This is a genomic window from Candidatus Thiodiazotropha sp. AKAK3, assembly GCF_058244645.1.
In genome coordinates, this window is record NZ_JBSYOQ010000041.1 from 23,621 (window position 1) to 38,196 (window position 14,576).

13 protein-coding genes are annotated in these 14,576 nt (G+C 46.2%); 6 read left to right on the plus strand and 7 right to left on the minus strand.

The features are described 5' to 3' along the window. Positions 1 to 24 precede the first annotated feature (24 nt). Both AC4IE7_RS07690 and AC4IE7_RS07695 read left to right on the plus strand, forming a co-directional pair. A complete protein-coding gene (locus AC4IE7_RS07690) occupies positions 25 to 1,035 on the plus strand; it encodes a hydrolase (RefSeq protein ID WP_490776237.1) in 1,011 nt (336 codons plus the stop codon). Between the two features lie 196 nt (positions 1,036 to 1,231). Further along, on the plus strand, positions 1,232 to 1,936 hold the full coding sequence (locus tag AC4IE7_RS07695) for a hypothetical protein (RefSeq protein WP_490776238.1): 705 nt from the start codon (positions 1,232 to 1,234) through the stop codon (positions 1,934 to 1,936). A 21-nt stretch (positions 1,937 to 1,957) separates the two neighbouring features. Here AC4IE7_RS07695 and AC4IE7_RS07700 read toward each other — a convergent pair whose 3' ends face one another. The 3 genes from AC4IE7_RS07700 to AC4IE7_RS07710 are packed head-to-tail and all read right to left on the minus strand — an operon-like array spanning position 1,958 to position 4,359. Next, entirely contained in the window at positions 1,958 to 3,430 is a 1,473-nt protein-coding gene (locus AC4IE7_RS07700) for an ATP-binding protein (RefSeq protein ID WP_490776239.1), read from the minus strand. Positions 3,431 to 3,453: 23 nt separating this feature from the next. Continuing rightward, positions 3,454 to 4,116 (minus strand): response regulator, encoded by a 663-nt coding sequence (locus tag AC4IE7_RS07705; RefSeq protein WP_490776240.1) that lies wholly within the window; start codon positions 4,114 to 4,116, stop codon positions 3,454 to 3,456. A gap of 24 nt (positions 4,117 to 4,140) precedes the next feature. Next, positions 4,141 to 4,359 (minus strand): hypothetical protein, encoded by a 219-nt coding sequence (locus AC4IE7_RS07710; RefSeq protein ID WP_490776241.1) that lies wholly within the window; start codon positions 4,357 to 4,359, stop codon positions 4,141 to 4,143. Between the two features lie 468 nt (positions 4,360 to 4,827). Between AC4IE7_RS07710 and rbp the strand changes: the two genes are divergently transcribed. After that, positions 4,828 to 5,109, plus strand: a complete 282-nt coding sequence (rbp, locus tag AC4IE7_RS07715; RefSeq protein WP_490776242.1) for an RNA-binding regulator — start codon at positions 4,828 to 4,830, stop codon at positions 5,107 to 5,109. Between the two features lie 263 nt (positions 5,110 to 5,372). Beyond that, entirely contained in the window at positions 5,373 to 6,194 is an 822-nt protein-coding gene (locus AC4IE7_RS07720; protein WP_490776243.1) for a hypothetical protein, read from the plus strand. 111 nt (positions 6,195 to 6,305) lie between these two features. Here the strand turns inward: AC4IE7_RS07720 and htpX are convergent, their stop codons facing one another. Continuing rightward, positions 6,306 to 7,178, minus strand: coding sequence for a protease HtpX (gene htpX / locus AC4IE7_RS07725; RefSeq protein WP_490776244.1), 873 nt, complete (start codon positions 7,176 to 7,178; stop codon positions 6,306 to 6,308). A 666-nt stretch (positions 7,179 to 7,844) separates the two neighbouring features. Here htpX and AC4IE7_RS07730 point away from each other — a divergent pair. Further along, positions 7,845 to 8,741, plus strand: coding sequence for a phosphate/phosphite/phosphonate ABC transporter substrate-binding protein (locus AC4IE7_RS07730; protein ID WP_490776245.1), 897 nt, complete (start codon positions 7,845 to 7,847; stop codon positions 8,739 to 8,741). Positions 8,742 to 8,818: 77 nt separating this feature from the next. Continuing rightward, positions 8,819 to 10,762 carry a methyl-accepting chemotaxis protein gene (locus tag AC4IE7_RS07735; protein ID WP_490776246.1) on the plus strand — a complete coding sequence of 648 codons (1,944 nt, stop codon included), beginning with the start codon at positions 8,819 to 8,821 and terminating at the stop codon, positions 10,760 to 10,762. Between the two features lie 543 nt (positions 10,763 to 11,305). On the opposite strand, the gene AC4IE7_RS07740 is transcribed toward AC4IE7_RS07735, so the two are convergent. The 3 genes from AC4IE7_RS07740 to AC4IE7_RS07750 all read right to left on the minus strand — a co-directional run bounded on the left by AC4IE7_RS07740 (position 11,306) and on the right by AC4IE7_RS07750 (position 14,385). Beyond that, complete coding sequence (locus tag AC4IE7_RS07740) at positions 11,306 to 11,842, minus strand: REP-associated tyrosine transposase (protein ID WP_490776247.1); 537 nt, start codon at positions 11,840 to 11,842, stop codon at positions 11,306 to 11,308. A gap of 593 nt (positions 11,843 to 12,435) precedes the next feature. Then, positions 12,436 to 13,053, minus strand: coding sequence for a DUF6933 domain-containing protein (locus AC4IE7_RS07745; RefSeq protein ID WP_490776248.1), 618 nt, complete (start codon positions 13,051 to 13,053; stop codon positions 12,436 to 12,438). 162 nt (positions 13,054 to 13,215) lie between these two features. Continuing rightward, a complete protein-coding gene (locus AC4IE7_RS07750; protein WP_490776249.1) occupies positions 13,216 to 14,385 on the minus strand; it encodes a Fic family protein in 1,170 nt (389 codons plus the stop codon). Positions 14,386 to 14,576: the final 191 nt, after the last annotated feature.

Genomic DNA, 14,576 nt, shown 5'->3' on the forward strand with positions numbered 1-14,576 from the left:
CGTAGATTAGAAAAATGTGGATTTATGGCATATCTGATAAATAGTTCATTCAAGCCCGCCTGGTGGCTAAACTCCCCACATCTACAGACCATCTGGCCTAGCTTATTCAGAACCAGGGTAGATTTGAATTTTCGTCAGGAACGCATCGAACTCAGTGATGGGGATTTTATTGACCTCTCGTGGCATGGTTCCAAGGGCCCTCTGGTGATGGTCATTCACGGCCTGGAGGGGTCATTGAGCTCCCACTACGTTACCCCACTACTTAAGGCCTTGAAACTGGCAGGCTTCAGTACCCTGTTCATGCACCTGCGAGGATGCAGTGAAGAACCGAATCGGCTTGCTCGCAGTTACCATTCTGGCGCCACAGAGGATTTGAAGGAGATACTGGAGAAGCTGCAACTCAGGAACCAACAACCCAAAGAAGTGATCGGCTTTTCCCTGGGTGGAAATCTGCTCTTGAAATACCTGGCCGAGAGTGGAAATCAGAGTGGTATCCAGGCAGCTATTGCCATATCTGTCCCTTTTAATCTGGCACATGCCGCGCGACGCCTTGAAACGGGGCTTTCCAGGATCTATGGTCGATATTTACTGGGGAAATTGTTGAGAAGCTACCAGAGAAAATGCCGGATTAACAACATCAGTGATAGTGTCGATACATCTAAAATTCACACCATCTATGATTTCGACAACAAAATCACCTCTCAACTTAATGGCTTTAGAGATGCAGATGACTACTACCACCGATGCAGTTCAGGATTCCACCTGAAAAAGGTCGTCACCCCAACATTAATAATCCATGCTGAGGATGATCCCTTCACACTCTCTGAAGATTCACCCAAAGCAGATGAGTTAGGCCCTGGCATCACGCTGGAGCTTACACCTCAGGGAGGACATGTTGGTTTTATTCAAGGCAACATACCGTGGCATCCTGAATATTGGCTGGATAGACGCATTATTCAATACCTCAAACAACAAAATATAGAAGCGAGAGAGGAAGCCAGTGAACACTCTGACTTGCAATTGTCATCGAACTAACACAATCTACACATCTCTGGTTCTTTGTTCGTCAAAAGTCAGTTGCGCTGTTTCATAGTGAGTCGACAATCTGCCTCGATTTATTGACAGCTGAGCATAAAGCAGTTCATCCCCATGAAAGGCCTGACTTCAAAGTAAGTGAGATGATTGCTCCAGATATTTCATGTTTTGAATAGGCTTTTTACGGTGTTTTGGCATGCCTGATCCAAGTGGTAAAGATTCTGATCAGATGGTAGTGGATATCGCCTGCCTGGATTACAGCCGATTCCGCGCGACACTGGTTTCAACCATAGGCAGTCACTGTGAAGTTTGGCGAAGCAGCAAGCGTCATGAACAGTTGGTAGATGGAGAAATAGAGAACAGCTATACCGAATTCGTTATAAAATGGCCATATACTGACTATTCAGAAAGAGAGACAAAATTACTGGCCCGCCACTACCGCCAACTCAAAGAGACCCTAGACGAAATCATCCCTGACGCCCTGTTTGTGGTCTCAAAAATCAATGGTCGCCCTAGTGTTTTAGTGCTCGCCAAGGCTATCAATATCTGGTTTAACATTGCCAATCAACAGAATGAAGAAGAAGCTATAAAATTACTCTGTGCCAATCCGAAAGCTCGTATTCAACTTTCCAGATTCGTCAAGGCGGCTCAAGCCTGGCGTAAATCTGATAATCCCAGAGTCATCGATCTGTTCGGAATAGATAATTTGATCATGGATACCAATCGCGAAATCCATTTCCTTGACAGTTTTTTTGTTTTCTTTTTTGAGGATACCTTTCATCTGATCGATGGCGGCGACGAAGACAAAGAATTGGAGGAGAAGGTAAATATCTCTGTGAAACGATTGAGTTATCTCGATCAATTGCTGGATCAGGTCAAGGCCACATGCAATAAGCAATAGAGATCAACTGCTATCGGGCGTTTACTGATTTGAATTTTTCGGGAAAAGCACTGAAATTCTCAGACCACTCTCTTTCCTGTTCTGCATCTCTATAGTTGCGTTATGAAGCTCGATAATGCGTTTGACAATAGCCAACCCTAAACCGCTACCTTGTGTATTATTTATATCCTCTCCCCGCCTAAAGCGCTGGTATATACCTTCTTGCTGCTCTGCCGGTATACCTGGCCCTGTGTCTTCAACAATAATCTTCACTCCATCATCAAGCTGAGTCAGTTTAACACTAACCTCACCATTTTTAGGTGTATAGCGTATCGCGTTATCGATGAGATTCCTCAACAGGATCTGTATCGCTGGTGAGTAGCCAGACACCATGACAGATTCACTGGGTCCATCAAAAGAGATCTCAATATCTTTATCAACTGCTAAGGCCGCTATCGATGAAAGAATATTGATCGTTTCCTGGTGAATATCAACCTTCTGGATATGGGACTCATCTAATGACTGACTGTCCATCCTTGCCAGGGTCAAGAGTTGTTCGAGAAGGTGAGTAGCCCGGTCAACACCTCTAATAACCTGATCCAGAAATCCTGCATGGTTATGCCCTTCTGTTAGTGATTTTGCCTGAGCCAGTGTTTTCAACGCTGCTAGTGGTGTTCTAAGTTCATGGGCAGCATCAGCTGTAAACCGCCGCTCATTTTCCAGCGTAGAGTCCACCCGAAGAAAGAGACGATTCAACGACTCTACCATGGGAATAACCTCATCAGGCACATCTTCAGTGGAGATTGACTCTAGTGAATTAGGATCCCTGTTCTCAACTTTAGCAGCGATATCTTTCAGCGGCTTGAGACCTCCACCAACTACGATCCAAATGAATAGACCAATTGCAGGTAATGAAATGAGTATTGGCCAAAGACTGTTAAAAACTATCTCTGAAACAGTTTCCTGACGTACTTCCAATAACTCACCGACTAGCACATTGAATTGGGCACTTGGCTCAGTGAGGCCAAACATACGCCACTCTTTACCGTTAATGATGAAATTGTTGTACTCTTTTTCGAATTCGTTGAAGGATGCTGGAAGATTGGAACGTAGATAGGTTTTCCCATTGGCGCCTTTAATCAAAAAGGCTATTTTTGATTCATATCTATGCCCTTTGACCCTATCCCTGGGGACTAAAGTTAAATAGTCCTTTTTATTCTCTGCGGATGTGTACTGCTGCACAATTTGCATAAATAGTGGTGAATTTTGAACAACATCCTCACCCAATTCATAAACAAGTTTCTGTATTGTCTCTTTTACCTCAGAATCCTCTTTAACCTCGTGAGTCATTAAGGTCGCCAGAATCCTCGCCTCCTGTGCCAAAGTTGCGTCATAGATCTCTTCCACTTCACTAGACGCAGCGCGATAGACAAAAAAAGCGGAAACCAGCCACAAGATGATGATGGTCGAAATCAGGCCGACTAAAAGTCGCTTTCTAATTGAAGAGAAGTTCATTGAATAACTGATACCCTATTTTTCTAATTCTGTTTCTGAATCATGTAACCTACGCCGCGAATAGTCTTTATCAGATCTTTTCCCAGCTTTTTACGCAGGTGGTGAATATAGACTTCAATAGCGTTGCTCTCTACACCTTCGTCCCATCCATAGAGGGACTCTTCAAGCGCTTGCCGAGACATGATTCGTCCCTGATGGGTTAACAGCGACTCCAAAATTGCGAACTCACTTGCACCCAGCTGAATCTCCTCGCCGTTCTTGACTAAGCTACGCGATGCAGGATCCAGAGTAATATCAGCAAAAGTAATCACTGGAGCTGACCGCCCTTCCCTACGGCGGCAAATCGCACGTAGCCGGGCATCCACCTCCATTAAATCAAATGGTTTTACTACATAGTCATCAGCCCCCATATCCAACCCACCAATGCGATCATTGATCGTATCTCGAGCAGTTAGAACAAGTACTGGAAGATCATCTCCCTTGGCGCGCAATTTCTTCAGCACTGCCAAACCATCCTGCTTAGGCAGTCCCAAATCTAAAATCAAAGCATCTATGTTCTCACTGAATAGTGCCTGCTCCGCTGCAGAGCCATCGGCTACCCAATCCACCGTGTGTCCCAGTTGTCTTAACCCCAAACTGAGTCCTTCACCTAAATACTGATCATCTTCAGCTAACAAAATACGCATCAATCGATACCTGATTTATTACTTTCAACTAGCGTCTTGCCAGACCAAAGGCGACGCCTCACCAGGTCGACTCTTCACCAGATTTTCTATCTCTGTCAACAATATTTCCAAGGCGTCAGTGCGTTGATTCGGTTCAAGGTGGTATTTATTAACCCGGCACTCACTCAGATCGACCAGTCCCGGAGACATTTCATCTGCAATTGCCCCACCACTGATCAACAAATATATGAAAATGAACCGCATTCGAATCATTAGCTCTTTAAACCAACCGAATTGTGCGCCGCAGCAATTCAATATATTACCAATAGATTTGCTCTATACCTTACCACTTTCCAGCTTGATCCAATGCACGTATATGTTTAATAACACGCTGATTAAGAAGATTTTAATCAAAATACTGTCATATATTCTTAACAAAGCCACTGGAAACATCAGAAACACTTATAAATCTGAATCATTCAGGGTAAATATTCTACGGAAAGCATTGGCATATTATAATTTACATGGGTATCATTCTGTATTGGCTAAGAAACTGACCCATACCCGCTCCTCATTTGAGACATATCAGGTCGAGAATCGGCATCCTCCGTTTCCAAGCTAACGAGCGAGGCGTAGAGCCAAGGCTTTAGAGTTCATGGTCTGTCTGGCAGGTTTACACATGGGACCGTCAGACCCTGAACAAGATCAATTCTCTGTTAGGAATGTAAATCGATGACTAAATTGTATGTTGGCAATCTGGCCTGGTCTGCCACAGAAGATGATATTCGGGAACTGTTTACCGATATCGGTGAGGTGCAATCTGCAAACCTGATCCTGGATCGGGAAACCCGTCGTTCACGCGGTTTTGCTTTTGTAGAAATGGGTCAGGCTGATGCCGAGCGTGCCATTTCAGAACTGAATGGTAAAGATTTTCAAGGACGTAGTTTGAGAATCAACGAAGCGCAAGAGAAGCCAAAGCGTAGTTCTGGTGGCGGCGGTGGCGGTCGCTGGTAAGCACTAATATCCACGTTTAGTCGCTTTACAACGAAGTTTCAATAAAAAACGGCGAGCAGTTATGCTTGCCGTTTTTTATGTGCGGATTTAACTGCACTTTTATGGGTGTAGTCCTTATCGGGTTCAACTAATCCGGGTAGCAGTGTGTGTCCCTTCTATTTATCCTCTATTCAAGGCGTACTTTAACGTCAATGTAACAGATACCCCTTAGACTGAGGTCCATGGAAAATGAGACTCGAATAAGGTCAATAGGGTTCAAAGTCGTGGATCGGCGGCGAGATGAAATCGAGCCCCTGCTAGCTCGGTGTCAGCAAGAACTACGCCCCTTTGAGATTGGGCTCTATTTTAATGACCCCTCCAGTCACGACTTGATAGAGCAGTCATTACCCGACAAAAATATACCGCTAAACACACATCTCGATCATCGCAGATTGAACGTCTTTGCCCTCAATGAGTATGACACAACGCCTCATTTGAGACGTCAGATTGAACTCTCTCTCAAATGGGGTGCTGATTATGGGATAAACCACTTGTCGGCATTTCCACTTCCCCGTCGGGAACAGTATCAGCCTGACCTTCAGGAAAAACTATTCAAACAGCTGAGCCTGCTAAATAGCATCTGTCGTGAGTACCATTTTCCTATCTACCTTGAAAACACCTACCACGATCTCGATCTATACAAACAGACATTCAGGTTGATCGTTGAAAATCAGTTCGACTATCTGCACTTCTGCTTCGACTTCGGTCATGCAAAAATATGGTCGATAAAACCACTGGCTGACTGGCTCGCATTCCTGGAGGAGTTAAAAAAAGATACTAAGAAAATCCACTTCCACCTGCATACCAATCGTGGACTTTCAGATGAACATCTATCATTCATCGAGGCTGAGTGGTTAAACATCATTAAACCAGATAGCTATACCAGCCCTATGAACAGTTTTGAAGCCATTGAGCAAATAGATCAGCAATTTCCAGAGAGTAGAAAACTGATGGAAGTCCCCCCCCAGGAAGCAATAAAAAACTTACGGGCTGTTGCCGACGAGGTCGAGCAGATCAGGTATAAGAGACAGCGCTTTACAGCCTGATCCGATTGAGATGCAGTTTTAAACCCATTCACCAGGGCATTCACGGTAGATCACCTAAAATATATCCGGTATTTGGTTACTTGTTTATTAAATAAAAAATCCTCTGACCATTCAGAGTGATTCCAAAGCTTTGATTCGATCCTCCAAAGGGGGATGACTTGCGAACATCTTCTGCACCTTACCTGCACTGATCGCAAATGCTGCCATCTCTTCGGGTAGCTCCTCCGGCTGATGCGCCTGTTGCAATCTCCTCAGGGCAGCTATCATCTTTCCTCTACCTGCCAGATCAGCACCACCTTGATCAGCTCGGAACTCCCGCCAGCGGGAGAACCACATCACAATGGTCATCGCTAAGATGCCAAGAACAAACTCAGCAATCATCGATACGATGTAGAATGCAGGCCCATATCCTCGCTCAGTTTTAAACACCACTCTGTCTACAGTGTGCCCAATGATTCGAGAAAGAAAGACGACAAAGGTATTGATGACACCTTGAATCAGGGACATTGTCACCATATCACCGTTGGCAACATGACTGACTTCATGAGCCAATACCGCCTCGACCTCATCCCGGCTCATCTGTTGCATCAAGCCGGTGCTCACCGCTACCAGTGCGTTATTCTTGTTCCAACCCGTTGCAAATGCATTGGGAGAGGCATGATCGAAAACCCCCACTTCCGGCATACCAATACCCGCCCTTTGCGCTTGAGAAGTAACAGTGGAAACCAACCATCTCTCTATTTCACTGGATGGCTGCTCAATCACTTGCACCTTCATACTCCGTTTTGCCATCCATTTGGATATAAAGAGGGAGATGAAAGATCCGGAAAAACCGATTACCGCAGAGTAGATCAGTAGCGCATTGATATCGAGATCAACGCCATTCTGCATCAGTAGCCCGTCGATCCCAAGTAGCCTGAATGTAATACTGATCAAGGCCAGAATGGCCAGATTGGTACCGAGAAAGAGTGCAATTCTCATCATATCTGTAGTTCCCTACTAAAGATTATTTTCTTTGAGGAATATGGGATCATTGACGGCAGATTTCAACTGATATCGCCCTTCTCTGAGTAGTATTGAAGATATTTAGAGACTCTTTTGTAAGAAGAGCGATGAAAACTCAGTCAAGAGCAATTCGAAAGAAACTATTCTCAGATCTGGCAACCTTTACATGCGAGGAGCCAACTTCTACTAACCCTTTGATTTACCAGGTAATAGTAAATTTCACTCTATTAAATCAACTACTGACTCATTCTTAGAAATCGAAATTCACCAGGCTGATATCAATCAGATGGTTTTGCTTCGAAAGTTAACGGGACAGCGTGACATCTTCACTAACCGTATTCATGGTTTATATGGAATGAAGTAGAGGTTGTTGCATTAGATCACCGAAGTCGATACCAACCTTAATCGACAAGGTAGATCAATCACTTACATATTACAGTTTTTCTTTATCATGCCGACACTAACTTTTGAACAGAGATGCATGGATCATTTTTAAAAAAACTGATGCTCTACACTCAATCTGCTAGTAACCAAGCAATAACCTAATACATATCTTGGTTATTCACGGATTTAGCATGCAGTATTGCTAGTAAAGTTGATCGTGGCATCACTGGAATAAAAATATGCCAAATGGGAGTTAAAATAATGAAACGCTTACTGACAATCACCTCAATTGCCCTACTTTCCAGTATTTTATTGATAACTAATACTGCTTTTGCTGATGAGTATAAAATCGGAGTATTAGCTAAAAGAGGTGTCGCAAAAGCCATGAAAAAATGGGGAGACACCGCAGAATATATGAACCAGAAAGTTGCTGGAGATAGCTTCACCATTGTACCTCTTGATTTTGATGAAGTATTTCCTGCCATTGAAAATAAGGAAGTTGATTTCTTTCTGGTGAACTCATCCATGTTTGTTACCGCCAAAGTTAAATATGGCGCCAAAGCCATTGCCACGATGGTTAACTCTCGCCAGGGCGAAGCACTTAAATCCTTTGGCGGTGTAATTCTCACCTATATCGATCGCGATGACATCAATAGTGTCGCTGATATCAAAGGTAAAAACTTCATGGCAGTGAAAGAGAGCTCCTTTGGTGGCTGGCAGATGGCTTATAAAGAGCTGCTCGATCAAGGCGTAGATCCTATGAAGGATTTTGCCAGCCTACAGTTTGGCGGAAAGCACGATAATGTGGTGTTTGCAGTGCAAAATGGGGAAGTGGATGCTGGCACTGTGCGTACCGATACTCTGGAGCGGATGACCTCAGCAGGTGACGTCGATCTATCTGAATTTAAGATTATCTCAGCAAAAACACACTCCGGTTTCCCTTTTGTTGTAAGTACCGCTCTCTACCCTGAATGGCCATTTGCAAAAGTATCAGATACGCCCGATGAGGTAGCCAGCAAGGTTGCAGACGCACTGACCGCCATCAAAAGCGATGCCAAAGCGGCGAAGAGTGCAAAAATCGTAGGTTGGACTGCACCTCTGGACTACACAGAGGTAGAAGATCTACAAAAATTGCTTAAGGTGGGTGCTTATCAATAGTTTTAACTATTGACCCCGAGGAAAAGATACCCCTGTTAACAATCTCTGTAGCAGGGGTGGGTAGAGAGTGAATTCAAATGAAGACAACAACCATTATGCAATACGCCAGCGGAAAACTATTCCAACTTATGATCGGAGCTATCACATTTGGTGTGCTGATATTGTCTGCTGTCTCTATTTATCTGACTGTTCATGGCTTTGATTCACTTAACAGGGAGGTAGGGAATAGTCTACAAGTTGGACAACAAGAGATAGACCAAACACTTGATCAAAATCTGAAACAAGTATCAACTTCAGTTGCAACAACCGGTAATCAGACCAGTAAATTATTAGCCGATTATCTAACCAATAGCATGCAAGGTGAGCTCAAGACTACCGAAACCGTCATGAATGAGTCTCTGATCGAGACAGCGGAGGCGCTCGCAGACATGCTTACTGCGGTGTCTGCAGAGGCGATCCTAGGCAAGAAATATTCTACTCTGGTTGACTACGTTAAAGTGGCCAATAAAAACCCCAAGGTCGTCTATGCACTGTTTCTTCGTGCAGATGGAAAACGCCCACTGACACGATATGTAAATAGGAAAAACCCAATAGTCAAAGAGCTTATTGGCAAGGGTGAAGGACGTACTCCAATGGACAAACTGTTATCCGCTTCCAGTGCAGATAGCAATATCAAAGAGATCACACGTCCAGTCAATTTCGAAGGCAAAAAGCTGGGAATTGTTCGACTTGGGGTGACCATGGAAGAGGTAAACCAGCGCATGGAAGAGATGCATAACAGGTTTGGCAAACTGATTGAAGACAGCGGAATCAAAGTAACGAAAGCAATGAACGGGGTTGCCGATTCGATCTCCAATCAGCTACAAACCAATTTTGCGTTAGTTAATGAACAGAGCGCTAAGTCTAACTTGGCAGCCAAAGAGACGATTGAGTCGAGTGCAGCGAGTTTAATCTGGACACAAATTGGCACAATGACAGTAATCGGCATCTTGATATTGACTGCCCTATGTATCTTCTTCGTTTATCGAATCATCCTTCCGATTAATAATTTGAAGGTGACCATGCAGGATATCGCTGCGGGTGAAGGCGACCTGACTCAACGTCTACCTGAAAAGGGTAATGATGAGATTAACCAGGTGGCCAGCGCATTCAATCAGTTCGTCAGTAAGATTCAACACACATTGATTCAGACCAGCGATTCAATGAACGATCTGAATAGCGCCACTACGACCCTAACGGGACTTGCTCAGCAGAATAGTGAAAGTGTCAACAAGCAGCGTGTTGAGACGCAACAGGTCGCCACCGCCATCACTGAGATGGCTGCAACAGTGAAGGAGATAGCGCATAGCGCAGACTCCGCCGCATCAGCAGCAAGGGAGGCGAACAATGAAGCAGCAGAAGGCAAGGAGGCGATGAACGACACAGTAAATGCCATTGATTCGATGGCTGCTGAAGTAACCAATGCAGCAGAGGTCATCAATCGACTGGAGACCGATAGCGAGTCGATTGGATCTGTGCTTGATGTAATTCGTGGAATCGCCGATCAAACGAACCTGTTAGCGTTGAATGCTGCGATCGAAGCGGCTCGTGCCGGTGAACAGGGACGGGGTTTTGCAGTGGTGGCTGATGAAGTCCGCACTCTGGCTAAACGCACCCAGGATTCAACCAGCGAAATTCACAGCATTATTGAAAACCTTCAGAGTGGTACTCGCAATGCAGCGCAAGTGATGGGTGGCGGTCTTACGGCTGCCAAACAGACCGTAGAGACAGCTGGGCGCGCTGGAGATGCATTGAACAATATCGTTCAATCAGTGACCACTATCATGGATATGAATACTCAGATTGCAACAGCATCTGAAGAGCACACCACAGTAACCGAAGAGATTGATCGTAGTGTTGTGCGCATATCTGAAGTATCTGAAGCCGCAGCTGAGGGCAGTAGTAAAACAGCAGGGAAGAGTGAGGAGTTATCTGACCTTGGTGTAAAGCTGAAAGCCCTGGTGACACAATTCAAGCTGTAGTACGACAATAGCGAAGAGGTAAAAGCATAGGAAAGATAACCGTAACACCACTACATATCATTGCAATAAACTGAGAGCAGGATACACAAAATCAGCCGTCTATCCTGCCTCAATCTATTCAATACCCTGAATTTCCGGCTAAACCCACCCTCTTCCACTGTCTGGTTGGCAGTGACTATAGCCGCCTCTGCGAAGAAGTCGAGGCAGGCTTCCCAGTCCCCGATCAGGCGCACATTATTGAGCAGTTCTTAGTAATACTGACGGTGTGTCCTGAAGTAGAGGCTGAGGTAGAGCATTAGTTCTTGCAGTACTTTCTGTTCGCACAGCAGTAATGTGATCAGCAGACACCCCGTCCTGCTTGGACTACCCATGTTTTATAGGTCATATCTTTTCTGATGTGGTGAGCTGTGTGAACCGCATCAATAACGAGTGTGGTGGTTTACAAACATCAATGATGCGGTTCGCAAAGCTCACCACATCCTACGTAATATGCTCTTACAGCACGTTACAAGTTGGTATCAGCCTCCACATCAAAGGGGCACATCAAGCCCATTCTCCGACCTCTACCACCTCTTCCGCAGAACCTGCCCAATCCGCTGGATAAAGACCCCGCTCTACACAGCCATGAAAACTTGAATATGGCCAGTCCCTCACTTGCGTTACCCATCCATGCTTTACCGGATTCCAGTGAATGTAATCCATGTGCTTGTTAAAGTCCTGTTCGTCACGTATCAAGTGTTCCCAATAGCGGCGTTGCCAGACCCCGCGTTCACCTCGTTTAATGCGGCTTTCAGTTCGCCTCTCGTTAGCTGGTAGTAATCGAGAAAAACCCGCTTTGATTAAACCCCAACGCAACGCATAATTCGAGTCATCTTTTGGTAATGTCCAGATGCAATGCAGATGTTCCGGTAAAACAACGATGGCATCAATTTCGAATGGATGAGCCTGTTTTACCTTTCGAAACACATTACGCAGCAACGCCACATTATCCACCAACAGACGATTCTCCGGCCGCTCAGCAAGATTAACCGTAAAGAAATAGGTACCACCTTCAACCCACGGTCGTCGATAATCCGTCATCAACATTCCCTGTTTTCAAATTCCGCCTCACAAACGTAGGATGTGGTGAGGCACGAACCGCATCAACCACAGAGCACCGTGATTAACAAACATCATTCACACGCCCCACCATTCAACCAGCCCCATTCACCACGCCATAAATTTCGTAATTGCGTAGGATGTGGTGAGCTGTGCGAACCGCATCAACAACAGCGTAAGGTGGTTCACAAACATCAATGATGCGACAAAGCACACATCCCACCATTCTACCAGCCCTATCCACCACACCATAAAATTTGTAATTGCGTAGGATGTGGTGAGCTGTGCGAACCGCATCAACAACAGCGTAAGGTGGTTCACAAACATCAATGATGCGGTTCGTTCCTCACCACATCCTACGTAATATGCTCTTACAGCACGTTACGAGTTATCGAATTATCGCTCACATTTTTAAAATCAGGCCTGCCAGTGATCCGGGGTTTCAGGATGGCAGGATTGTATTGGAGACCAAAGTGAACTTGTAAGCATCTCTTACAAGTTGCCCCATGTGTCGAGATATCCGGAAATTCCGGACATCTGAATCCGTATTCATCTCGAACTTTTGGTGTTCGGTTTCAGTCATGCACATCTCCCTGCTTTTTCAATAGCGCATGCATCGCCTCTATCGGCCAGATGCACTCCTTTACCCCCTTGGCCGTACAGGGCCTGTCAGCCAGCCAGGCGCTGATACGGTAACCTGTTATATCGGCGACTGACAGGCCGTCATAATCAATGTGAAAGCCGATATCCTGCCCCATCTGGTTAAGGCTGCCCTGCACAGAGCGGTTGCAGTCGTTGTCGCAGATCAGCGGTCCCAGCGCCGCATGGGCGCGTTGCATGAGGTCGTTGTCCGCCCCCGTTTTGAGCAGGGTGTTCATGAAGCCATCGGTAAACCAGTAATCCAGTTCAGCGAAATCCGCCTTTTTCAGCGCCGGGACGAATACCGGAAAGCGTGTGGTGTCGTGGACGAACAATACGCATTGCCGACGCTGCAGCAGAAGCAGGTTGGCATGCCAGCCGCTGAGCAGGGTTTCGGGGGCATCATTGACGGCGTAGGGGCTTGACTGTTTGCTTTTCAGTCGTCCGGTCACTCCCGGCATCCTGCCTTCCGTGACACTAACACTTCCCTGCGCGTCGTTTTCGTGTAAAGGCAGCTTGGCCAGCAGCTTCTTGGTACAGTGCAGGCGGATCATAGCGCCTCGGTTACCCAAAACTCATGCAGATCAACCTTCTCTAAGCGTCCTAAGTCTTTGGCTGTCATGTTGTTTTCTAGTGAGGTGGTTCACAAACATCAATGATGCGATTCGCAAAGCTCATAGCATCCTACATAAGATGCTCTTACCGCAAGTTATGAGTTACCTATCCGGCAACTCCGTGCCGCGATTCATGATATCGATATAACCAGCATAACTGAATAGCCGGTTGCGTTTTTGGGCTGTCAGTTCCTTTACGATACCGAGTTGCTGCAAATGATTGAGCGCCTTGTTGACTGTTGCAGGGGTGATACCGGTCTTCTCCACGAGCGATCCCGAAGTGGCGATAGGGTACTGCATCAGTGTCCGATGAACTTGCAGAGTGGATGCTGCCGCTCTGCCGATAGCGCTTATCTTGTCACGATCCTGGTTAGACAGGTATAGAAGCTGCTGTGTCGTTTCCACTGCCTGGGTAGCAGTGACTATCACCGCCTCTGCAAAGAAGTCGAGCCAGGCTTCCCAATCCCCAGTCAGGCGCACATTGTTAAGCAGCTCGTAGTAATACTGACGGTGTGACTTGAAGTAGAGGCTGAGGTAGAGCATCGGCTCTCGTAGTACTTTTTGTTCGCACAGCAGTAATGTGATCAACAGACGCCCCAGACGTCCGTTACCGTCCAGGAACGGGTGAATCGTTTCGAACTGCACATGGGCCAATGCCGCTTTTAGCAACACTGGGGTCGGCTCGGGGCGGTCGTGCAAAAAGAGCTCCAGCTTGTTCATGCAATCTAAAGCGTCTTCTGCCGGTGGTGGAACAAAGGCCGCATTGCCTGGACGGGTACCACCAATCCAGTTCTGACTACGCCGGAACTCGCCTGGGGTTTGATTACTTCCCCTGCCCTGAGATAACAGCACATCGTGGATATTCCGCAAGAGCCGTAGTGAGAGCGGCAATCCATCGTCCAACAAGCGTAGGCCCAGTTCAAGAGCGGCAACATAGTTGCTAACCTCCCTCACATCATCCAGCGGCACGCCAGGATTTTGATCCAACTCGAACAGAAGCAGATCTGACAGCGACGACTGAGTGCCCTCGATCATGGAAGAGAGTACCGCTTCCTTTCGAACGTACATGTAGAGAAACAGGGCAGTGTCCGGTAACAAGGTCGAGACGCTATCCAGCCGCCCAAGCGCCAGCAGCGCCTGATCAAATTTATTATGCAGCTCAGGTGTCCAATCGATTGGCGGGCGTGGCGGCAACGGTGCAGGAACGAAAGCCTTGGCCTTCAACCCCACCGTTGACATGGTGACGTATCGGCCTTGCAGCTTCCGCTTCATCGTGTTCGCCTCGAACCTATAATAAAATTGACTTTTATTTTACCTTAACCTGATATCCTAAAACAATCAGCCCCATTCACCACGCCATATAATTCGTAATTGCGTAGGATGCGGTGAGCTGTGCGAACCGCATCAATAACAGAGCGCGGTGGTTCATCTGTTTGCCCAGACTGATCTGCACGTTTGCCCAG

What these genes read in the sequence shown, in the direction of transcription:
- AC4IE7_RS07690 (WP_490776237.1), top strand. Translation starts at nt 25, where the DNA reads ATGGCATATCTGATAAATAGTTCATTCAAGCCCGCCTGGTGGCTAAAC.
- AC4IE7_RS07695 (WP_490776238.1), top strand. Translation starts at nt 1,232, where the DNA reads ATGCCTGATCCAAGTGGTAAAGATTCTGATCAGATGGTAGTGGATATC.
- AC4IE7_RS07700 (WP_490776239.1), bottom strand. Translation starts at nt 3,430, where the DNA reads ATGAACTTCTCTTCAATTAGAAAGCGACTTTTAGTCGGCCTGATTTCG.
- AC4IE7_RS07705 (WP_490776240.1), bottom strand. Translation starts at nt 4,116, where the DNA reads ATGCGTATTTTGTTAGCTGAAGATGATCAGTATTTAGGTGAAGGACTC.
- AC4IE7_RS07710 (WP_490776241.1), bottom strand. Translation starts at nt 4,359, where the DNA reads ATGCGGTTCATTTTCATATATTTGTTGATCAGTGGTGGGGCAATTGCA.
- rbp (WP_490776242.1), top strand. Translation starts at nt 4,828, where the DNA reads ATGACTAAATTGTATGTTGGCAATCTGGCCTGGTCTGCCACAGAAGAT.
- htpX (WP_490776244.1), bottom strand. Translation starts at nt 7,178, where the DNA reads ATGATGAGAATTGCACTCTTTCTCGGTACCAATCTGGCCATTCTGGCC.
- AC4IE7_RS07730 (WP_490776245.1), top strand. Translation starts at nt 7,845, where the DNA reads ATGAAACGCTTACTGACAATCACCTCAATTGCCCTACTTTCCAGTATT.
- AC4IE7_RS07735 (WP_490776246.1), top strand. Translation starts at nt 8,819, where the DNA reads ATGAAGACAACAACCATTATGCAATACGCCAGCGGAAAACTATTCCAA.
- AC4IE7_RS07740 (WP_490776247.1), bottom strand. Translation starts at nt 11,842, where the DNA reads ATGACGGATTATCGACGACCGTGGGTTGAAGGTGGTACCTATTTCTTT.
- AC4IE7_RS07745 (WP_490776248.1), bottom strand. Translation starts at nt 13,053, where the DNA reads ATGATCCGCCTGCACTGTACCAAGAAGCTGCTGGCCAAGCTGCCTTTA.
- AC4IE7_RS07750 (WP_490776249.1), bottom strand. Translation starts at nt 14,385, where the DNA reads ATGAAGCGGAAGCTGCAAGGCCGATACGTCACCATGTCAACGGTGGGG.